The organism is Mesorhizobium sp. dw_380, from assembly GCF_018588885.1.
Lineage (GTDB): Bacteria > Pseudomonadota > Alphaproteobacteria > Rhizobiales > Rhizobiaceae > Mesorhizobium.
Genome location: NZ_JAFFIW010000001.1, coordinates 111,341 through 132,190, shown reverse-complemented (window position 1 = coordinate 132,190; position 20,850 = coordinate 111,341). Strand labels below are relative to the sequence as shown.

The following is a 20,850-nucleotide window of genomic DNA, read 5'->3' as shown; positions in this document are numbered from 1 at the left end:
GAGAGGCGCGGGGCAATCGGAGGAAGTAAGCGTAATGAAGACCATCGCCAAACTGCTCTGCGGCGCCGCATTCGCGGCCGTCGCCATCGCGCCGGCATCGGCCAAGGACCTCAACAAGGTCGGCATCTCGGTCGGCCTGCTCGGCAACCCCTTCTTCGTCGCCACCATCAAGGGCATCGAGGACGCGGCCAAGAAGATCAATCCGAAGGTCGAGGTGACGTCGGTATCGGCCGACTATGACCTCAACAAGCAGGTCTCGCAGGTCGATTCCTTCATCGCCGCCGGGGTCGACGTGATCATGCTCAACGCGGTCGACGCCAAGGCGATCGCGCCGGCGGTGAAGAAGGCGCAGGCTGCCGGCATCATCGTTGCCGCGTTCGACGTTTCGGCGCCGGGCGCCGACGTCACCGTGATGACCAACAACGTCAAGGCCGGCGAGGAAGCCTGCCAGTACCTGGTCGACAACACCGGCGGCAAGGGCGACTACGTCATCCTCAACGGCCCGGCGTCGTCATCGATCCTCGAGCGGGTCAAGGGCTGCAAGAACGTGCTTTCGCAGCATCCCGACATCAAGGTCCTCTCCGACGACCAGAACGCCGAAGGCTCGCGCGACGGCGGCCTGAAGGTGTTCCAGTCGCTGCTCACCCGCTTCGACAAGATCGACGCCGTGTTTGCCATCAACGACCCGACGGCGATCGGCGCCCAGCTTGCCGCCAAGCAGCTCAACCGTTCGGAATTCATCTTCACCGCGGTCGATGGCGCGCCCGATATCGAAAAGGAGCTCTCTTCCGGCAAGTCGATGATCAAGGCCTCGGCCTCGCAGGATCCTTACGTCATGGCTGGCCAGTCGCTGACGATGGCGGCCGATCTGCTGGCCGGCAAGAAGCCGGCGGAGGCCACCGTGCTGCTCGACCCCAAGCTGATCACCGCCGAGAACCTCAAGGACTACAAGGGCTGGACCGCGGCCCGCTGACCAGTCCGACAAGGGGCGCGGCCGGCTTGTTCCGGCCGCGCCCCTTATCATTGTCTTGAACCGGAGACGATCATGTCGCGCATCGGAATCCATTCTTTCGTCTGGTCGGCAAGCTCGGCGCAAAGCGAGCTCGAACGCACGCTGGCAAACACCAGGGAGGCCGGTTTTGACCTGATCGAATTCTCCTATCTCGACCCGGCAGATGTCGACATTGGCGGGCTTGCCAAACGCATCGCCGATCTCGGTCTCGGCGTGGCGATCAGCATCGGACTGCCTACGAACGGCGACATATCGAGCGCCGACAAGGCGGTCGCCGCGCGCGGCGTCGAGATCCTCAACGAAACCATCGCGTTGACGCGCGACCTTGGCGGCAGCAAGGTCGCCGGCATCCTGTCGACCAGCCACGGCTTGCAGGTCGAGGCGCCGACGCGCGACCAATGGAACCGCAGCACTGCCACGCTGGCCAAGGTCGCCGAAACGGCGAAGGCGGCCGGCGTCACGCTCAATCTCGAAATCGTCAACCGCTTCGAAAGCAACCTGCTCAACACCGCCGCGCAGGGCCTGGCTTTCATCGAGGACACCGGCTCGGACAACATCTTCCTGCATCTCGACACGTTCCACATGAACATCGAGGAGGCCGATGTCGGGCTCGCCATCCGCAATGCCGCAGGCAAGATCGGCTATGTCCATATCGGCGAGAGCCATCGCGGCTTCCTCGGCACCGGCAATATCGACTTCGCAGGGATTTTCGATGCACTGACCGCTATCGGCTATGCCGATGATCTCAGCTTCGAATCCTTTTCCTCTGAGATCGTCGACGAGAATCTGTCGAAGAAGACCGCCATCTGGCGCAATCTCTGGACCGACAACATGGCGCTCGCCAGGCACGCGCGCGCCTTCATCGGTCTCGGCCTGGAGACGGCGCGGCGCAAGGCGGAACTCGTCTCGGCTCGGCATAAACCGTAAGTCCGGCGCGGGCAGCAGGACTTCCCGGGCCGCGCTGCCTGGATGCATAAACGCTGCTGGTTCCCTTGGTGCATGCATTGCTCCCGTCATGCGCATCGGCTATCCGACGTCCCGGACAAATGAAGCAAACGGAGCCCGGCATGACGAACAAGACGATCCTCAAATTCGGCGCAGTCGAGCACGCGGAAGCCGGCGATCTGCCTGGCTGGATCGTGGTCGAGGGCAGACCGACCATGCAAACCGCCGTCCAGCACACGACCGACGACGGCAAGGTGATGTCGGGCACATGGCGGGCGACGCCCGGCACCTATCATGCGACCTACACCGACTATGAGTTCGTGCACATGATCGCTGGCCGCATCGTCATCACGCCCGACGGCGGCACGCCGGTCGAAGTGGGTCCCGGCGATGCCTTCGTGGTGGAAGCCGATTTCAAGGGAACCTGGAAGATCATCGAGCCGGTGACCAAGCATTTTGTCGTCAGGGTTGGCTGAGGCGGGCTGATCCGTCTGGCCGCATGAAACCCCGCCATGCTTCGCCATGGCGGGCGCGTGCCTAGCGAACGCCTTTTCGTGCCTCCGTAAGGCTCTGCCCCTCCAGCTTGTGGAACATTCAACTAGAGCCAGCGTTTTGCTTGCACGCTGTCTTTCAGGAATGCACTGCAGGCCGCGAGGGGGTGCGCGCCGCCTTTTGGAGGCACTACCATGAGCCGCAACCCACAAAGCACGGCACGCGTTGCCGGCCATCCCATCCACCCCATGCTGATCCCATTCCCGATCGCCTTTTTCGTCGCCACCTTCGTTTGCGACCTGATCTTCTGGCGAACAGGCAATCCAGGATGGGTCACGGCTAGCCTTTGGCTGCTTGGAGCTGGCCTGATAATGGCCGCCTTGGCAGCGCTTGCCGGCCTGACCGATGTTTTGGGCGACGTTCAGATCCGCAATCTGCGTGCTGCATGGCTCCATGCTGGGGGCAATGTGGTCGTCGTCCTGATCGAACTCTACAACTGGTACTCGCGATATGCCCACGGTGTGGCGGCCGTGGTGCCCACCGGCCTGATTTTGTCGCTGGTCGTGGTCCTCATCCTTCTGTTTACGGGTTGGAAGGGGTGGGAGATGGTCTACCGACATCGCGTGGGTGTCGCCGATGGCTCGGAGGAGGTGCTCTGACTCTGAAGTGCGGCTGCGCATTTCTTGGCCCTTGCGGATGCCGCCAGGGCGAACAAACGGCCTCCTTGGGATCCGCCTTGCCAAGTGTCTGAAAAGGCATGGTGATCCCGACAGGAATCGAACCTGTGACCTACAGATTAGGAATATGTTTCGCGCCGAAAAACATAATAAAATCAATGACTTATTGGGCGCCTGTTTCATTCTACGGGATTCTACGGATTTGTAGCGTTGTACTAACCAGCGTTGTCCAGATTTTCTGGACATCAATCGCCTATCACGTTCATTGAACAGACGGGCTCAGGGATAAGACCATGAAGCGCAACGAGCCGGTCCGAGGAAGGCGAAGGTCGAAGCGGAGAAGGCCGTGCGGGTCGTCGGCCCCTTGGGCGCGCTGGCCAAACCCTCACCGCCATCGCAGACAAGATGAACGATATGACGGGCCAAAACTTCACGGCGAGGCGGTCGAGCGCCACTCAGGTAATGAGGTTCTGGCGAGGTCAGAAGGCGATCTTCCTTCGCCAACGGCCTTCATGTTGACCAATTGATCCCTCGGGAAACGAGGTAGTGGTCAAAACCTGACACTTGATACCCGAAACGGAATACCGCTGCCGACCCAATGTAGGACACAAACGTTAAGGTTGGTGCTCTATGCGCGATGCGCTATCGTCACCTTAGTCAAATGGTCGATTAGACATGTGCAATTCTGTTGTTAGGAACGGTCGGCAATACACTTCGCCGCGCGATCTCGCTGCATTGCTCGGCGGCGAGGACAAGCGTCTGGCAGAAGAGAAATCCCTTCGTGCCGTGGCCGGAGGGGAAGGATTGGCACGATCTCGATCTATGCCTGTGTCCGGTGGACATGAACGCAACCCTCGACAAGGCCGGTCTGCGTTGGCACCGTGGTGACGATCCGATAGAATACTTCATAGACTGATCCGCAACGGCTAATAAAATAAGGCGCTAAATTAGTTTTTTCTAAACTTGCAATAAGCAGGGTGTTGATGTGACAAAATTGTTTTTGACGTTAGTTATAATACTATTTTTAATCGTATCGATAGTGTACATCGGCGAAACATATAATAAATACTATTTGCTAATTATAACATTTCTATCTGTATTATCATGCATAATCTTCACTTGGAATAGACGGTCTTTCATCTTCAATATGGTGTTATCAATTGTTTACGTTCTTTTGTCTATAATTTTTGTCGGTCTCTCCGAGGGAGTAGAGGTAAGTACTATCTTGATATTGCTATTCCTTTCAAATATTTACATTTTTGGTGGAATTAGAAGAGCATAGCTGTCCAAGAGGAGGCAAATCAGGCGAAGTCTTATTCGGTGGATTTGTGGAAACCTTCTATGGCACGTCTTGCCGCAGGCGAGGCGAGTTGTGATGTCGCCACGGCGCTGAATGATCATTAGGTCACGCCCAACTTCCGCTTTCCACCCTGAGCGGGCTTACGGCCCGGAACCAAGCGTCAGATTTTGACCACCAGCGACTAGCCAAGGGTCTTCGCACTGGCTGGGCTAATGGCGACGAAAGAGCCCTCCTGAGAGCCGCCTTGGCCGACGTAATCCACGAGCAGTATGCGGCGATTTCCTTCGTTTCCAAATTGAATGGGTGGCCCTCTTCCTGAAAGATACTGGAGCGGGGGAAGGACGCTGTGGTGCCGGCTTCGTTGCGTCTCGTGCGATGTGCCTCGTCAGCGAGACATCGTCAATGACCGGTCCAGACATGCAACTGAAGCTGTCAAAGCCTGTCAAGCAGTTCTGCGCAAATCCGTAGAATGGGTTCATTCTACGGATTCTTGGTGATGGAAAGTGGCGAAATTCACGGCTATTCGCGTAGAATGGCGATCGAGCCCTTTCGGACCAGATCGCCTAAGTAGCTGATTTTCCTTGGTTTTTCGTGGTGATCCCGACAGGAATCGAACCTGTGACCTACAGATTAGGAATCTGCCGCTCTATCCTACTGAGCTACGGGACCACGCGGCCCGACACATAGCCGCTTCGGACCGTTTCGCCAAGAGGCCGGCGGAACGCAATTCGGCCGGCCTTGTCATCGTCCGTTAAGCCGCGCCTCAGGCGGCGAGGGCGGTTTCGGCCAATTTCACCCAGTAGCTCATGCCGTGCGGGATGGCCTCGTCGTTGAAATCATAGGCCGGGTTGTGAAGACCGGCGGTGTCGCCATTGCCGATGAAGATGAAGGCGCCGGGCCGGGCTTCGAGCATATAGGAGAAATCCTCGCCGCCCATCACCGGCTGGATGCCGCGGTGGACATGGGCGTCGCCCGCGACATTGGCCGCGACGTCGCTGGCAAAGACCGTTTCTGCGGCATGGTTGAAGGTGACGGGGTAATTTGCCTGGTAGTCGACCTCGATCCTGGCGCCGAAGGCGGTCGCCAGCCCGTCGCAGATGGTGCGGATGCGCTCCTCGGACTTCTTGGCGATCTCCTTGCGCAAGGTGCGCACGGTGCCGGCGATCTCGGCCGATTCCGGGATGATGTTGTAGGCGTCGCCGGCATGGAATTTGGTCACCGAGACCACCACGGCCTCGACCGGATCGGTGCTGCGCGAGGCGATCGTCTGCAGCGCGCCGACCAACTGGCTGGTGATGACGATCGGGTCGATCGTGCCGTGCGGCATCGCCGCATGGCCGCCCCGGCCCTTCACGGTGATGGTGAACTCGGCCGTCGCCGCCATGATCGGGCCCGGACGGATGGCGAACTGGCCGACGGGCAGGCCCGGCATGTTGTGCATGCCGAACACCTTGGAGATGTCGAAGCGCTCCATCATGCCGTCCTTGACCATCTCGTTGCCGCCGCCGCCGCCTTCTTCCGCCGGCTGGAAGATCACCGCCACGGAGCCCGCGAAATTACGCGTCTCGGCGAGATATTTCGCCGCGCCCAGCAGCATCGCCGTGTGGCCGTCATGGCCACAGGCGTGCATCTTGCCGGGAACGGTCGACGCGTATGATTTGCCTGATATCTCGTTGAGCGGCAGCGCATCCATGTCGGCACGCAGGCCGATCGTGGCGCCTTCGCCCTGGCGGCCACGGATGATGCCAACGACGCCGGTCTTGCCGAGGCCGGTGACCACATCGTCGCAACCGAACTCCTTCAGTTTTTCGGTGACGAAAGCCGCCGTCTTGAAGACGTCGAAGTTCAACTCCGGCGTCTGGTGCAGCTGCTGGCGCCAGCCGGCAACTTCGTCCTGCATTTCAGCGGCGCGGTTCAGGATTGGCATGATGGTTCCATTTCGTTGTTGGAGCAGCCGGCTTCAGCCTGGTGTTTTGCAATCGTGCCCAGTGTTTTGCAATTGTGATTGTCAGGCACTTTGCCATGTTGGCGTCACATAGGGTAAATAGCACCGCATCGATGCGGTCCGGTTTTTGAGGGACGGACGCATCATGCTGGCGGTCACGTAACGAAATCTTACGGAGCCAGGGGCAATCAGGGCAAGAGGCGATTTCGGATTCGATCATGCGGCACAGGCATTTCCTCAAACTATTCCCGGCTGGCGCAATCATGCTGTCGGTCCTGGCCGGACCGGTCCTTGCCAATCCGGTGGTTGTCTTCGACCTGAAGAACGGCCAGATCCTGCAGCATCAGGATGCGTTCAAGCGCTGGTACCCGGCCTCGCTCAGCAAGCTGATGACCGCCTATGTGACCTTCCGGGCAATCGCAGCCGGCGAAGTCCAGCTCGATTCGCCGATCAAGGTGACCAAGCATTCCGCCGGCGAGCCGCCAAGCAAGATGGGCTTCAAGCCGGGCTCGGTGATGCGGCTCGACAATGCGCTGAAGATGATGCTGGTCAAATCGGCCAATGACATCGCCATGGCGGTCGGCGAAAATGTCGGCGGCTCACAGGCCGCCTTCGCCGAAAGGATGAATGCCGAGGCGGTCCGGCTCGGCATGAACGGCACGCATTTCGTCAATCCGAACGGCATCTACTCGCCTGACCAGTACACGACGGCGCGCGACCTTTCGGTGCTGGTGATGGCGATCCGCCGCGAGTTTCCGCAATATGCGCCATGGTTCTCGATCGAGGGCCTTGCGGTCGGCAAGAAGGCGATCGCGAACTACAATCTCCTGATCGGACGCTTTCCCGGCGCCGACGGCATGAAGACGGGCTTCGTCTGCCCCTCCGGCTTCAACATGATCGGCTCGGCGACGCGCAACGGCCGCACGCTGGTGGCGGTGGTGCTTGGCGAGAAATCGGCGGTCAGCCGTGCCGAGACGACAGCCAAACTGCTCGACCAGGGTTTTGACGCGCCTGTCGCCGGCTCGGCCACCGTCGCCACCCTGGCGCCTTACGGCGACACCACCTCGCCCAACGATATGAGCGACGAGATCTGCAAGAAGAAGAAGCCGCATGAGCAGTCGGAGGCTCCGCCGGCCGTTGCCAAGGACGCACCGAAATCGCCCTATCAGGAAAAGCTCGACCATGTGCCGACGCTGGTTGCCGTCGGTCTCGGCGGCGCCACCGGTCCGGCACCAAAGGCGATGCTCGACCAGGGCGGCCAGGAATATGCCGACGTGCCGATCCCGAGTTGGCGGCCCGATCTGCCGGCGCCGGCCGGCGCCGGTCCGGTGGTTGCCGGCTCCGCCGCGCAAGGTGACCAGCCGGTCAAGGCTGCGAACTAGCCGACATGGCAAACTTCCCGATCCCTGTCTCCGTTCTGACCGGCTTCCTAGGCGCCGGCAAGACGACGCTGCTCAACCGGCTCCTGAAGGACCCGGCGCTCGCCGACACGGCGGTCATCATCAATGAGTATGGCGAGGTGGCGATCGATCATCTGCTGGTCGAGCAGGCGTCCGACGGCATCATCCAGCTTTCGGACGGCTGCCTGTGCTGCACGGTGCGCGGCGAACTGGTCGACACGCTGGCTGATCTGGTCGACCGGCTGCAGACCGGTCGCATCGCCCGCCTGGCCCGCGTCATCGTCGAGACCACGGGCCTTGCCGACCCGGCGCCGGTGCTGCAGTCGATCATGGCGCATCCGGCACTCGTCCAGGCCTTTCGGCTGGACGGCGTCATCACGCTGGTCGATGCGGTCAATGGCAATGCCACGCTCGACGCCCATGTCGAGGCGGTCAAGCAGGTCGCGGTCGCCGACCGCATCGTGCTGAGCAAGGCCGACCTGGTCACCGATCCCGGCGACCTCGAAACGCTGCGGGCGCGCCTGCGGCAGGTCAATCCGGGGGCGGACCTGCTTGACGCCGCCGGCACGGGAACAGGCGTGGCGGGGCTGTTCGACTGCGGCCTCTACAATCCCGCCACCAAAACCGCCGATGTGCGGCGCTGGCTCGGCGAGGAAGCGGCGCATGATCACGACCATCACCATCATGGCGATCACGATCACAGTCATGATCATGGCCACCGGCACGATCAGCGCGTACGCTCCTATTCGCTGGTGCATGATGGGCCGGTGCCGTTCTCGGCCATCGAAATGTTTCTCGACCTGTTGCGTTCGACGCATGGCGAGCACCTGCTGCGCATGAAGGGCGTCATCGAACTGAAGGAGGATCCGTCGCGGCCGCTGGTCGTACATGGCGTGCAGAAGATACTGCATCCGCCGGCGCGGCTGCCTTCCTGGCCCGACGGCCAGCGCGGCACGCGGCTGGTGCTGATCACGCTCGACATGCCTGAGGACTATGTGCGCAGGCTGTTCGCCGCCTTCACCAACCGGCCGTCGATCGATACGCCCGACCGCGCGGCGCTGGCGAACAACCCATTGGCGATCGCCGGGCGGTAGCGCCTACGCTTGCTGTCCGCCGCGCTCGACCAGAAAGCGATGTCCGCCGGAAACGGCCGACGATTCAACCAGGCGATGGCCGCTGTCGGCACAGAATGCCGGGACGTCGATGACGGCCAGCGGATCGGTGGTCTCAAGCCAGAGCCGGCTGCCCGGCTGCATCCCGGCCAGTCGCTTCTTCGCCTTGAGCACGGGCAGCGGGCAGTTCAGCCCCTTAAGATCAAAAATGGCGGTAGCTTCGGCCAAGACGGATCTCAGCCGCCGAACATGCCGAGCAGCTTGTTCTTCAGCTTCGTAACCCTGCTTTCATCGGCGCTTGCAGCCTGGGTTTCGGCAGGCGGCGCAGCCTCCGTGGGGGCCGCGATGGTGGCGGTCGCGACAGGCGCCTCCTTGGCGGCCTTGGCGGCTTCCTTTTCGGCGAGCGCCTGTGCCTTGGCGGCTTCCTTGGCCTGTTTGGCGGCCGCTATCGCAGCCAGCCTCTGCTCTTCGGCCTTCTGCTTGGCGGCTTTCGCGGCCTCGAGTGCAGCCATCTTGCGGCCGGCGGGCGAATCGATGCGGCCCATGCGCGCCGTCTCGGTCACCGATCCGTCGTTATTGAGCGACGGCGGGTCGATCGGCACGCGCTCGCCGCGCGCCCGGCGCTTCGACCAATCGGAGACGATGCTGGCTTCCTTGATGCCGGCAATGGTCGGCTTGGGCGGCGGCACGCTGGCCTTGAGGGCGCCGTTGAACGCGGCGTCATAGGTGCTCTGATAGGCATTGTAGGCGCTCTTCAGCGAATCCGGCTGCATGGTCGCCGGGCAAGGGCCCGTCGGATCGAAGGTTTGGCCATCGGCGGCAACCTGGTTGAAGACATAGCGCTTCTCGCAGACATCGACCTTCGGCGGCACTTTGGTGATCTCGAAATTGTCGTAGCCGACCTTCAGCATCTTCCAGAATTCGTAATTCGGGTCACTGCGATAGCGCGCCATGTTGGCGGCCGTCATGCGGAACGGAAAGGCCTCGACCTGGAACTCGGTTTGGCCGCCCTGGAAAGCGTCGCGGCCGAAAGCATAGATCTGCTCGATCTGCGCGTCGGTCATCGAATAGCAGCCCGAGGACGAGCAGGCGCCGTGCACCATCAGGTTCTGACCGGTGCGGCCGTTGGCCCGGTCATAGGCGTTGGGAAAGCCGATGTTGAAGGACAAATGGTAGTTCGAGCGCGGGTTCATCTGCGACGGGCGCACGGTGTAGAAGCCTTCCGGCGCCTGACGGTCGCCTTCGGTGTATTTGGGGCCTAGTTTGCCCGACCATTTGCAGATGTCGTAGCTCGCCACCATGTCGTAGCGACCGTTGGTCTTGGCCTTCCAGATTTCGAGCTTGCCCTCTTCCTTGAAGATGCGCGCCATCACCGAGGAGGTGCGCACCATGCCCTTGGCCCTCATGTCGGCCAGGATCTTGTCGGGCAGCGGCTTGTTGGCTTCCGGGGCAAAGTCCTTCATCGACGAATCATTGCAGCCGGCGATGGCTATCGAGGTGACGAGGACTCCGGTGCGGGCGAGCTTGGCAAACATGGATGCGGCTATGTCTTTTTCCTCGGGCCAATGGCTTCGAAACGGCCGAGCCCGCATGCTGAACACCGACGGACCGTAAGCCCGTTAACCTTGAAAATTCCTTACCGCAAGCTTCGACCAACCCCTCACGGCAATTTCATTGACGCGAATGCGACGGCATTTTTGTGGCGAAATTGCTTATTGCCGCCACATTGCGGTGGGCAGGCGGCTTCCGACGGCCTTGTTCGGCGTCAACGGCAGTCAGAGGCTGCGGCCCATCGCCAGGTATTTTTCCCGGCGCTGTTCGCGGAAGTCGGTGTTGGCGCCGGCGAATTCCTTCATCGTCTTGGCGATGAGATCACCGGTCGTGGCAATCACCTTTTCGGGTGCACGCTGGGCGCCACCCATCGGCTCGGGAATGATGGCATCGATGATCTTCAGCTCAAGAAGATCCTGCGCGGTGATCTTCATGTTGGTCGCGGCGTCCTTGGAGCGCGTCGTGTCGCGCCACAGGATCGAGGCGGCACCCTCCGGCGAAATCACCGAATAAATGGCGTGTTCGAGCATGTAGACACGGTTTGCCGTGGCGATCGCGATGGCGCCACCAGAACCGCCTTCACCGATGACCACCGAGATCGACGGCACCTTCAGGCCAAGGCAGGCCGAGGTCGAGCGGGCAATGGCTTCGGCCTGGCCGCGCTCCTCGGCGCCGACGCCGGGATAGGCGCCCGCCGTGTCGACCAGCGTCAAAAGCGGGATATTGAAGCGATCGGCCAGTTCCATCAGGCGCACGGCCTTGCGGTAGCCTTCAGGGCGCACCGAGCCGAAATTGTGCTTCAGCCGGCTGGTCGTGTCCGAGCCTTTTTCCTGGCCGATGATCGCGACAGGCTCGCCGCGGAAGCGGGCAAAACCGCCGACGATGGCCTGGTCCTCGCCGAAATTGCGATCGCCGGCGAGCGGCGTGAAATCGCTGAACAGGCCCTTGATGTAGTCGACGCAGTGCGGCCTGTCGGAGTGGCGCGCCACCTGCACCTTCTGCCAGGGCGTCAGCGCCTTGTAGAGGTCGCGCAGCGCGTCGCGCGAGCGCTTCTCGAGCCTGGTGATCTCGTCGGCAACGTCGACCGCCTCACCGTTCTCGGCAAGCTTCTTGAGCTCGAGGATCTTGAGCTCAAGATCCTGCACCGGCTTTTCGAAATCGAGGTAATTGTACATGCTTGAGCGGACCGATACGTCGGAAGGCAAGGACCGCGGAACCCTTGAAACCAAGGCTCCGGGCAGTGAAATATCGTCCTCACATAGCGATATGAGGCCTAGTCGGCAAGCGGATGATGATCGTTGACCAGCCGCACCAGCCGCTCCTCCAGCACATGGGTGTAAATCTGTGTCGTCGATATGTCGGCGTGGCCAAGCAGCTGCTGCACGGCCCTGAGATCGGCGCCGTTCTGCAGGAGATGACTGGCGAAGGCATGGCGCAGCACATGCGGCGATATCTTGGCCGAGGCGATGCCTGCCCTGGCCGCCAGCCCTTTCAGCTCGCGGGCAAAGACCTGGCGCGAGAGATGGCCGCTGTCGGACGTGGCCGGAAACAGGAATGGGCTTTCGGCGAAGGCCGGCACCCCAGCCCGGGCGGCAAGCCAGGCGCGCATCGCCGTGCGCGCCTTGGCCGACAGCGGCACCATGCGTTCCTTATCGCCCTTGCCTCGCACCATGAAGAAACGGTCGTCGCGCTGCGCCACCGTCACCGGCAGGCCGACCAGCTCGGAAACGCGCAGGCCCGTGGCGTAGAGCACCTCGACCAGCGCGTGAAGGCGCAGCGCCGCCAGCCTGTCACCGTGGTCGAGCCCGGCGTCGCCGGCTTCCTGCGCGGCGCGGTCGATCAGCCGGCCGGTGTCGGCCTCGCTCATCGTCTTGGGCAGCGGTCGTCCCTTTTTCGGGCTGTCCAGCGTGCCGGTCGGGTCATCCGCGCGCAGGCCCTCGGCGTAGAGGAATTTGAAGAACTGGCGGATCGCCGACAATTTGCGCGCTTGCGAGGTCGGCGCGAAGCCGCGCGCGGCGATGTCGTCGAGATAGCCGCGGATATCGACGGCCGCCGCACCGGCAAGCCCCCCAGCAATCTCGCTCGAAGCGTCTTCGAGGTCGCGACGATAGGAGGAAAGCGTGTTCTCGGCAGCGCCCCGCTCGGCGCTCATCATTTCCAGGAAGGCCTCGATGCGGGCGGCGCTGTTCATCCCTAGGATCAGTTTTTTCCTGGAGTCAGTTTTTCTTAGGATCAGTTTTTCTTAGATCAGTTTCTCTTGGGATTCAGCTTTTCCGGCGGGATACGCACGCTCATCTCCGCTTTTTTTGGCTCGACGAACATCACCAATGCGAACATCGTACCATAGGCAATGCCGGCCAGAATCGCGAGGGTCACGACAAAGCGAAACAGTGTCGGCATCAATTTTCGCCCGTCTTCTTGTTCTGCGTTTCCAAACCCTGTGCCCTTATGGGACGCCAATCCGGCCAATTCAAGAAAGAAGCGGAGGCCTGTTAGCAACTTCTGATGCAGGCGTCCCTCGGCCGATATAGGGTCCCCGGTGCTCGGCCCGCTTGACGCAAACGGGCTTTTCATGTCGATACGCCGGCAAAGAGGGCCCAAGAAACAGCTGATGAACGCGCTACAGGCAAATCCTCCAGGCGAGACCCATGCCGCACTGCTTGGCCGGCTGGGCAGCCGGTCCATCGTCTTTGTCGGCCTGATGGGCGCCGGCAAGACGGCGATCGGCCGTAAGGTGTCGACGATGCTGTCGCTGCCCTTCATCGACAGCGACCAGGAGATCGAAAGCGTTTCGCGCATGACCGTCCCCGAACTGTTCGAGCGCTATGGCGAGACCGAGTTCAGGGCGCTGGAGCAGCGCGTCATTCTGCGCGTGCTGGAAAATGGCCCGCAGGTGCTGTCGACCGGCGGCGGCGCCTTCATGAACGCGCAGACGCGCGAGGCCATCACCGCGCATGGCGTGTCGGTGTGGCTGAAGGCCGAGCTCGACCTTTTGATGGACCGCGTCTCGAAGAAGCAGAACCGGCCGCTGTTGAAAAACCCCGATCCCCGTGCCGTGCTGGAGCGGCTGATGAGCGAGCGTTATCCGGTCTACGCGACATCCGATGTCACCGTGCCGACCCGCGACGATCGCAAGGAAGTCATTGCCGCCGAGGTGCTGGAGGCGCTGTGCCGGCATTTTGGCATTGATGAAATCGCAGCGACAGGCGAGGTGCGCCCGTGAGCGTGGATCAGCCGGTCACCGTCGAAGTCGGGCTTGGCGACCGGGCCTACGACATATTGATCGGCTCCGGCCTTTTGTCGCGCGCCGGCGCCGAGATTTCTCGCCGCCTGCCGGGCACGCGCGCCGCGGTCGTCACCGACGAGAATGTCGCCGCTGTCCATCTCGCTACGCTGAAGGCCGGGCTTGAGACGGGCGGCATCCAGCCAGCCGTCATAACGCTGCCGCCGGGCGAGAAGACCAAGAGCTTTGCGCATCTCGAAGCGGTGGTCGACGGCGTTCTGGCGGCCAGGCTGGAGCGCGGCGACGTCGTCATCGCGCTTGGCGGCGGCGTCATCGGCGATCTCGCCGGTTTTGCAGCCGGCATCGTGCGGCGCGGCATGAATTTCGTACAGATTCCGACCTCGCTGCTGGCGCAGGTCGATTCTTCGGTCGGCGGCAAGACCGGCATCAACAGCCCACGCGGCAAGAACCTTGTCGGCGTTTTCCACCAGCCGAAGCTGGTGCTGGCCGACACCGAAGTGCTCGACACGCTGCCGATCCGCGAATTCCGCGCCGGCTATGCCGAGCTCGCCAAATACGGATTGATCGACCGCCCGGAATTCTTCGCCTGGCTGGAGGCGAACTGGGCCAACGTGTTTGCCGGCGGGCCGGAGAGGGCGCAGGCGATTGCCGAGGCCTGCCGGGCCAAGGCCGATGTCGTCGCCCGCGACGAGTTCGAGACCGGCGACCGGGCGCTGCTCAATCTCGGCCACACGTTCGGTCACGCGCTCGAAGCCGCCACGCAGTATGACGGAAACCGTCTCGTCCATGGCGAAGGGGTCGCCATCGGCATGGCGCTGGCGCATCGGTTCTCCTCGCGGCTCAATCTGGCCAGCCCGGACGATGCGGCGCGCGTCGAGGCGCATCTGCGCGCCGTCGGCCTGCCCTGGCGGATGGCCGATATTCCGGGCGATCTGCCCGATGCCGAGGCACTGCTTTCCTTCATCACGCAGGACAAGAAGGTATCGCGCGGCGCGCTGACCTTCATCCTGACGCGCGGCATCGGCCAGGCTTTCATCGCCAAGGATGTGCCGGCCTCCGAAGTGCTGTCGTTCCTCAGGGAGAACCACCCAGCCAGCCGGAAAGCCGGCTGAGATGGACACCGGCTGGATCGTCGTTGCCGTTGTTGCCGCCGGCATCCTGCTGGCCATTGCCTTGCGCAAGCGCCTGCTTGCCGCGTTCGGCTATGAGCTGTCGCGCGTCGAACCGCAGCGATCGAGCCAGGACGAGTTGCGCGGCGCGGTCGACGATTTCCGCCGCGACGGCCAGGTGGTGCGCGCGGATCGCGACCGCGTCGGCGGCCTGTTCGATCTCGAGGAACTCGAGGTCTCCGACGTCATGGTGCACCGCACCAACATGCGCTCGGTCAACGCCGACAATGCGCCGGAAGCGGTGGTGCGCGAGATCCTGCAGAGCCCGCACACCCGGATGCCGTTGTGGAAAGGTTCGCTCGACAACATTGTCGGGGTGCTGCACGCCAAGGATCTGCTGCGCGCCTTGAACGAAGTCGGCAATGATTTCTCCAGGATCGACGTGATGAAGATCGCCTCGAAACCCTGGTTCGTGCCCGACACCACGACCTTGCAGGAACAGCTCAACGCCTTCCTGCGCCGCAAGGCGCATTTTGCCGTCGTCGTCGACGAATATGGCGAAGTCGAAGGGCTGGTGACGCTGGAGGACATCATCGAGGAGATCGTCGGCGAGATCGCCGACGAGCACGATGTCGACATCCAGGGCGTCAAGCAGGAGGCCGACGGCTCCGTTGTCGTCGACGGCACGGTGCCGATCCGCGACCTGAACCGGGCGCTCGACTGGAACCTGCCCGACGAGGAGGCGACCACGATTGCCGGCCTCGTCATCCACGAAACGCAGTCGATCCCCGAGGAGAAGCAGGCCTTCACCTTCCACGGCAAGCGCTTCATCGTCATGAAGCGCGACAAGAACCGGATCGCCAGGCTGAGGATCAGACCGGCAGCCGAGACTTAGAGCGATTCACCGTTTCACGGAACGGTGAATCGCTCTAAGTCTTTGTTTTGACGCAATTCCCAAGGGAAAGCGCTACGCGCTTTTCCCGGGAAAACCGTTTCACACTTTTCCTGGAATTGCTCTAGAGCGGTCCACCCTTTCACGGAAACGGCGAGCCGCTCAACAGTCCTTGGTCCAGCGTTCGCCGAGCGTTGCGCCCGTTTCGGCGTCGACCGCCGCCAGGCTGACCTCGTACCCCCAAAGGCTTCGGATGTGGCGCAGGGTCGCGTCGCGGCTCTCATTCTCGAGGATGATGCCATCCTTCACCTTGTGCTGCAGGCGCAGATGCCGGTCACCGAGCAGGTCCACGTCCACGACCTGTATATCGGGCCGGTTCGCGCCCAAATCATAGTTTTGGGCCAGCGCGGCACGTATCTTTTTGTAGCCACGCTCATTGTGGATCGACGCGACCTCGTAGTGCGGGCGGTCGGATCCGTCGGCCAGCACGAAGAGCCGCCATTTCCGTATCAAGGTCGGACTGAGATATTGACGAATGAAGGATTCGTCACGGTGATTGGCCCAGGCGTCGAGCAAGGTTTCGAGCCAGTCGCCGCGGCCGGCAATGTCGGGGAACCAGTCGCGGTCTTCCGCCGTCGGCTCGGTCGCGATGCGCTGGATGTCCTGCATCATGTCAAGACCGAGGGCGTAGGGATTGATGCCGGAAAACCGCGGATCGTCGAAGGACGGCTGGAAGATCACATTCGAGTGGTTGCGCAGGATTTCGAGCATGGCGCCTTCGTTGATCCTGCCGCGATCGAACAACATGTTCATGAGGGTGTAATGGACGAACGTGGCGCAGCCCTCGTTCATCACCTGGGTCTGCCGCTGCGGATAGAAATACTGCGCGATGACACGGACGATCCTGAGGACCTCGCGTTGCCACGGTTCGAGGACGAGGCTGTTCTTCTCCAGGAAATAGAGCAGGTTCTCCTCGGGCAGGCTGAGCGATTTTTTCCGTTCCGCCAGGCCTTCTTCCCCGGCTTTGGCCTTGTCGGTGCCCTGCGCGGGCGGCAGGGTTCGCCATAGATCATTGTAGGAACGCTCTTCGTATTCGAGGCGTTCGCGAAGGCCTTCGCGTTGCTGCTCCGACGACAGTTTCGGCGGCCGGTGGTATCGGAACACGCCTTGGTCCATCAGCGCGTGGGCGGAATCGAGAACAGCCTCGACGGCGGCAGGGCCATGCCGCTCCTCGCAGCGGGCGATGTAGCCCTTGGCGAAGTCCAGATAGCTCAGGATCCCCGCGGCATCGGTCCATTGGCGAAAAAGGTGATTGTTCTTGAAGAAATGATTGTGCCCGAGTGCGGCATGGGCGGTAACCAAGGCCTGGAGGGCCATGGTGTTTTCTTCCATCAGGTAGACGATGCAGGGGTTGGAGTTGATGACCAGTTCATAGGCCAGCCCGCGGCCGCCTTTGCGGTAGAGGAACTCGTTGTGCAGGAAATGCTTGCCGAACGACCAGTGCCGGTACATCAGCGGCATGCCGACCGATGAGTAGGCGTCGAGCATCTGCTCGGAGGAGATGACCTCCATCTGCACCGGATAGGTATCGAGATGAAGCTGATCGATCGCGATCGCCTCGATCTCGTCATAGACACGCGACAGTTTCTTGAAGTCCCAGTCGGATCCGGAGAAAAGCAATCCGGATTTCCCGGTTTGACTAGCCATCCGACATACCTCACGCGCTCACACGCATCGCCGGCTGCCTGGCGAAGAGCTGGCGAAAGACGGGGTAGATATCAGCCGGAGCGGCGATGCGCCTCATCTGGAAATTCGGCCATTTCTGCTCAATGGCGCTATAGGCGCGCCACAGTGAGGTGCCGTTTTCGGTCGAACCGAAAATATGGCTTTCGCGTTCGTCGATGATCTCCACATAGGCGAAATACTGGCACAAGCGCATCAGTTTGCCGCCGAGCAGCTCGATGCAGCGCTCGGAATCGGTGGCGAAATTATCGCCGTCGGAGGCCTGGGCGGCATAGATGTTCCATTCCGTCGCCGGGTAGCGCCGTTCGATGATGCGATGCATTTCCTCAAGCGCCGTGGAGACGACGGTGCCGCCGCTCTGGGTGTGATAGAAGAACGTCTGCTCGTCGACCTCCTGGGCCTCGTGGGTGTGGCGAATGAAAACGATGTCCGTCCTCTCATAACGCCGCGTCAGGAACAGGTGCAGCAGCACGAAGAAGCGTTTGGCCAAATCCTTTTCGCGTTCCCCCATCGATCCCGATACGTCCATCAGGCAAAACATGACGGCGCTGGCATTCGGCTGCGGCTGGGGGTCGAAGCGGTTGAAGCGGATGTCGACCGGGTCGACATAGGCAATTCGCCTGCGGCGGCGCTCCATCAGGTCGAATTCCTCGCGCAGGGCCGCGATGCGCTCGCGCCTCGCCGCGTTCGGCGGTTGCGCTTCCAGCATGGCGAGCTGCCGGGCGATCGCATCCAGCTGCGCCTGTTTGGGGCGCCGGAGCGCAATGCGGCGGCCATGGCTGTTGCGCATGGTGCGGCCGACATTGATGTTGGTCGGCGAGCCGCTGGCGGCGAAGCCCGCCCGCTTCGGCTTGAACGTCAATATCTGCTTGAGACTGAGCTTGACCAGATCGGGCAATTCGAGATCCTCGAAGAAAAGATCGAGAACCTCCTCGCGTGACAGCACGAAACGGAAATCGTCTTCGGATTCGCTGTTTCCCGGAGACGAAGAGCCCATGCCTCCGAGACCCGGCTTGGGGATCAGATCTCCGGAAATGTAAGTTCTGTTGCCGGGCAAGATGTGCTGACGCCGGCCGCTGTCCCTGGCGTCGCTGAAGACAGGCTCGCTGGTGCCCTTGCGCGGCATGGGCACGGCATGCTCCTGGTCGACCTCGGCGATGCGGCCGGCGCGGACCTTGTCGCGGATGTTTCGCTTGAGCTCCTCGCGCGCGCGCTTCAGAAAGCGCTGGCGGTTGCCCAGGCTTTTGTCCTTCGGGTTCAGGCGTCGGTCGATAAAGATCGGCATGGAAGCATCCGGGCTTGCCTCAACCCGCCTTGTTCACACGCATGTACCAGTCGACAAGCCGGCGCACCTGCCGCTCGGTGTAGCCGCGTTCCACCATGCGCTGCACGAATTCATTGTGGCGCCTTTCCGTGACGCTGTCCTGTTTGGAGCCGAAACTGATCACGGGCAGAAGGTCTTCGACCTGCCCGAACATTCGCTTCTCGATCACTTCACGCAGTTTTTCGTAGCTGGTCCATGACGGATTGCGGCCATGGTTGCGCGCCCGGGCGCGCAGCGTGAATTTGACCACTTCATTGCGGAAGTCCTTGGGATTGGCGATGCCGGCCGGCTTTTCGACCTGCGACAGTTCCTTGTCCAGCACCTCGCGGTTGAGGATTTGGCCCGTATCCGGGTCCTTGTAGTCCTGATCCTCGATCCAGGCGTCGGCATAGGCGATGTAGCGGTCGAAAAGGTTCTGGCCGTATTCGCTGTATGATTCCAGATAGGCCTTCTGGATCTCGTGGCCGATGAACTCGGCATAGCGGGTCGCGAGTTCCGACTTGATGTATTCGAGATAGGCAGCTTCCGTTTCCTTCGGGAACTGCTCGCGCTTGATCGCCTCCTCCAGAATGTACATCAGGTGCACCGGGTCCGCCGCGACCTCGGTGGTGTCGTAGTTGAACGTCTGCGACAGGATTTTGAAGGCGAAGCGCGTGCTTACGCCGGTCATGCCCTCGTCGACGCCGGCGGCGTCGCGATATTCCTGGACAGATTTGGCCCTCGGGTCGACCTCCTTGAGGGTTTCGCCGTCATAGGCGCGCATCTTGGTGTAGAGGGGCGAATTGTCGTGCTCGGCAAGACGGGTCGAGACGGTGAACCGGCTGAGAATGTCCAGCACTTCAGGTGCGCAGGGGCTGCCGGCCAGTTCGCTCTCGCGCAGCAGTTTCTCGTAAATATGCCTTTCCTCAGTGATCCGCAGGCAATACGGCACCTTGACCACGAGAATGCGGTCGAGAAACGCCTCGTTGTTCTTGTTGTTCTTGAACTGCTGCCATTCCGATTCGTTGGAATGGGCAATGATGATGCCTTGATAGGGGAAAGCGCCGAAATTCTCGGTGCCATTGTAGCTGCCTTCCTGGGTCGCGGTGAGCAGCGGATGCAGGACCTTGATGGGCGCCTTGAACATCTCGACGAATTCGAGCAGGCCTTGCGTGGTCCGGTTCAGGCCGCCGCTGTAGGAATAGGCGTCCGGATCGGACTGGCTGTAATGTTCCAATTGCCTGATGTCGACCTTGCCGACCAGGGCCGAGACGTCCTGGTTGTTCTCGTCGCCAGGCTCCGTCTTGGCAATGCCGATCTGGCGCAGCCGCGACGGCATCAGCTTGACCACGCTGAACTTGGAAATGTCGCCAGACAGTTCGTCGAGCCGCTTGGCCGCCCAAGGCGAGATAAGTCCGTTGAGGCGGCGCCGGGCTATCCCGTATTTATCCTCCAGCAGATCGCCCATGCGGTCGGGATGGAAGAGACCAAGCGGCGATTCGAAAATCGGACTGATCTGGCTGCCGACCTTCAGCGTGTAGATTGGGCGCTCCTCCATCAGCCTTTTCAGCCGTTCGGCCAGGGACGATTTGCCGCCGCCGACAGGGCCGAGAAGGTAGAGGATCTGCTTGCGCTCCTCCAGCCCTTGCGAGGCATAGCGGAAATATCCGGCGATGCGCTCGATCGTATCCTCCATCCCGTAGAAGTCGGAAAAGGATGGATAGACCTTGACGGTGCGGTTCGAGAAAATGCGGCCGAGCCGTTCATCCTTGCTGGTGTCGACCAGGTTCGGCTCGCCGATTGCCTCGACCATCCGCTCGGGTGCCGAGGCGTACATCGACTTGTCCTCGCTACAGGCCAGGAGATATTGCTGGAGACTGATCTCTTCCTGGGCCGCGTTCGCGTAAATCTCCGAAAACAGATCGAAGATGTCGGATTGATTCTCTCGCATGATGCTTGCCCTCAGAGCCGTTTTGGCTGCCGGACGGCTCATTACCTATTCAACTGCCGAGAAGCACTGTTTGTTCCCTTCACATGAAGGGAGGCGCAGCCGCGATCACCGAGGGTCCAAGGCCATCCCCCTGGGGGGAAAACGCTTGGGCGGATCAGGTCCGTCGGCGCAAGC

The 20,850-nt window shown here is 61.6% G+C and carries 19 protein-coding genes and 1 tRNA gene; 9 read left to right on the top strand and 11 right to left on the bottom strand.

Features of this window, described 5'->3' with window-relative positions:
* Positions 1-34 precede the first annotated feature (34 nt).
* The 4 genes from JT360_RS00660 (at position 35) to JT360_RS00645 (ending at position 3,108) form a co-directional block, all read left to right on the top strand.
* A complete protein-coding gene (locus tag JT360_RS00660; protein ID WP_214469565.1) occupies positions 35-973 on the top strand; it encodes an ABC transporter substrate-binding protein in 939 nt (312 codons plus the stop codon).
* A 72-nt stretch (positions 974-1,045) separates the two neighbouring features.
* Entirely contained in the window at positions 1,046-1,939 is an 894-nt protein-coding gene (locus JT360_RS00655; protein WP_214469564.1) for a sugar phosphate isomerase/epimerase family protein, read from the top strand.
* A gap of 140 nt (positions 1,940-2,079) precedes the next feature.
* Positions 2,080-2,433, top strand: coding sequence for a cupin domain-containing protein (locus JT360_RS00650; protein ID WP_214469563.1), 354 nt, complete (start codon positions 2,080-2,082; stop codon positions 2,431-2,433).
* A 210-nt stretch (positions 2,434-2,643) separates the two neighbouring features.
* Positions 2,644-3,108 carry a DUF2231 domain-containing protein gene (locus JT360_RS00645; RefSeq protein ID WP_214469562.1) on the top strand — a complete coding sequence of 155 codons (465 nt, stop codon included), beginning with the start codon at positions 2,644-2,646 and terminating at the stop codon, positions 3,106-3,108.
* A gap of 1,910 nt (positions 3,109-5,018) precedes the next feature.
* Here the strand turns inward: JT360_RS00645 and JT360_RS00640 are convergent.
* The 3 genes from JT360_RS00640 to JT360_RS00630 form a co-directional block, all read right to left on the bottom strand.
* Positions 5,019-5,095: transfer RNA gene (locus JT360_RS00640), tRNA-Arg, on the bottom strand.
* 94 nt (positions 5,096-5,189) lie between these two features.
* Complete coding sequence (locus tag JT360_RS00635) at positions 5,190-6,353, bottom strand: M20 aminoacylase family protein (protein ID WP_214469561.1); 1,164 nt, start codon at positions 6,351-6,353, stop codon at positions 5,190-5,192.
* A complete protein-coding gene (locus tag JT360_RS00630) occupies positions 6,328-6,591 on the bottom strand; it encodes a hypothetical protein (protein WP_214469560.1) in 264 nt (87 codons plus the stop codon). Before JT360_RS00630 ends, JT360_RS00635 begins: the two co-directional genes overlap by 26 nt.
* Between JT360_RS00630 and JT360_RS00625 the strand changes: the two genes are divergently transcribed.
* Both JT360_RS00625 and JT360_RS00620 read left to right on the top strand, forming a co-directional pair.
* Entirely contained in the window at positions 6,590-7,753 is a 1,164-nt protein-coding gene (locus JT360_RS00625) for a D-alanyl-D-alanine carboxypeptidase family protein (RefSeq protein WP_214469559.1), read from the top strand. The two genes, JT360_RS00630 and JT360_RS00625, sit on opposite strands and share 2 nt — an antisense overlap.
* A gap of 5 nt (positions 7,754-7,758) precedes the next feature.
* Positions 7,759-8,865, top strand: coding sequence for a CobW family GTP-binding protein (locus JT360_RS00620; protein WP_214469558.1), 1,107 nt, complete (start codon positions 7,759-7,761; stop codon positions 8,863-8,865).
* 3 nt (positions 8,866-8,868) lie between these two features.
* On the opposite strand, the gene JT360_RS00615 is transcribed toward JT360_RS00620, so the two are convergent.
* The 5 genes from JT360_RS00615 to JT360_RS00595 form a co-directional block, all read right to left on the bottom strand.
* Positions 8,869-9,111 carry a sulfurtransferase TusA family protein gene (locus tag JT360_RS00615; RefSeq protein WP_214469557.1) on the bottom strand — a complete coding sequence of 81 codons (243 nt, stop codon included), beginning with the start codon at positions 9,109-9,111 and terminating at the stop codon, positions 8,869-8,871.
* Positions 9,112-9,119: 8 nt separating this feature from the next.
* On the bottom strand, positions 9,120-10,418 hold the full coding sequence (locus JT360_RS00610) for a L,D-transpeptidase family protein (protein WP_214469556.1): 1,299 nt from the start codon (positions 10,416-10,418) through the stop codon (positions 9,120-9,122).
* A 240-nt stretch (positions 10,419-10,658) separates the two neighbouring features.
* Entirely contained in the window at positions 10,659-11,609 is a 951-nt protein-coding gene (locus tag JT360_RS00605; RefSeq protein ID WP_214469555.1) for an acetyl-CoA carboxylase carboxyltransferase subunit alpha, read from the bottom strand.
* A 98-nt stretch (positions 11,610-11,707) separates the two neighbouring features.
* Positions 11,708-12,625 (bottom strand): site-specific tyrosine recombinase XerD, encoded by a 918-nt coding sequence (locus JT360_RS00600; RefSeq protein WP_214469554.1) that lies wholly within the window; start codon positions 12,623-12,625, stop codon positions 11,708-11,710.
* 56 nt (positions 12,626-12,681) lie between these two features.
* Positions 12,682-12,834, bottom strand: a complete 153-nt coding sequence (locus JT360_RS00595) for a histidine kinase (protein ID WP_214469745.1) — start codon at positions 12,832-12,834, stop codon at positions 12,682-12,684.
* Positions 12,835-13,045: 211 nt separating this feature from the next.
* Here JT360_RS00595 and JT360_RS00590 point away from each other — a divergent pair, with 211 nt between their 5' ends.
* The 3 genes from JT360_RS00590 to JT360_RS00580 are packed head-to-tail and all read left to right on the top strand — an operon-like array spanning position 13,046 to position 15,682.
* Entirely contained in the window at positions 13,046-13,657 is a 612-nt protein-coding gene (locus JT360_RS00590; RefSeq protein ID WP_214469553.1) for a shikimate kinase, read from the top strand.
* On the top strand, positions 13,654-14,790 hold the full coding sequence (gene aroB, locus JT360_RS00585) for a 3-dehydroquinate synthase (protein ID WP_214469552.1): 1,137 nt from the start codon (positions 13,654-13,656) through the stop codon (positions 14,788-14,790). Before JT360_RS00590 ends, aroB begins: the two co-directional genes overlap by 4 nt.
* Position 14,791: 1 nt before the next feature.
* A complete protein-coding gene (locus JT360_RS00580; RefSeq protein ID WP_214469551.1) occupies positions 14,792-15,682 on the top strand; it encodes an HlyC/CorC family transporter in 891 nt (296 codons plus the stop codon).
* Between the two features lie 159 nt (positions 15,683-15,841).
* On the opposite strand, the gene JT360_RS00575 is transcribed toward JT360_RS00580, so the two are convergent.
* The 3 genes from JT360_RS00575 to JT360_RS00565 are packed head-to-tail and all read right to left on the bottom strand — an operon-like array spanning position 15,842 to position 20,676.
* Positions 15,842-17,386: a SpoVR family protein gene (locus JT360_RS00575; protein ID WP_214469550.1), complete on the bottom strand. Its 1,545-nt coding sequence runs from the start codon at positions 17,384-17,386 to the stop codon at positions 15,842-15,844.
* Positions 17,387-17,396: 10 nt separating this feature from the next.
* Positions 17,397-18,707 carry a YeaH/YhbH family protein gene (locus JT360_RS00570; RefSeq protein ID WP_214469549.1) on the bottom strand — a complete coding sequence of 437 codons (1,311 nt, stop codon included), beginning with the start codon at positions 18,705-18,707 and terminating at the stop codon, positions 17,397-17,399.
* Positions 18,708-18,726: 19 nt separating this feature from the next.
* Positions 18,727-20,676 carry a PrkA family serine protein kinase gene (locus JT360_RS00565; RefSeq protein ID WP_214469548.1) on the bottom strand — a complete coding sequence of 650 codons (1,950 nt, stop codon included), beginning with the start codon at positions 20,674-20,676 and terminating at the stop codon, positions 18,727-18,729.
* Between the last annotated feature and the right edge of the window lie 174 nt (positions 20,677-20,850).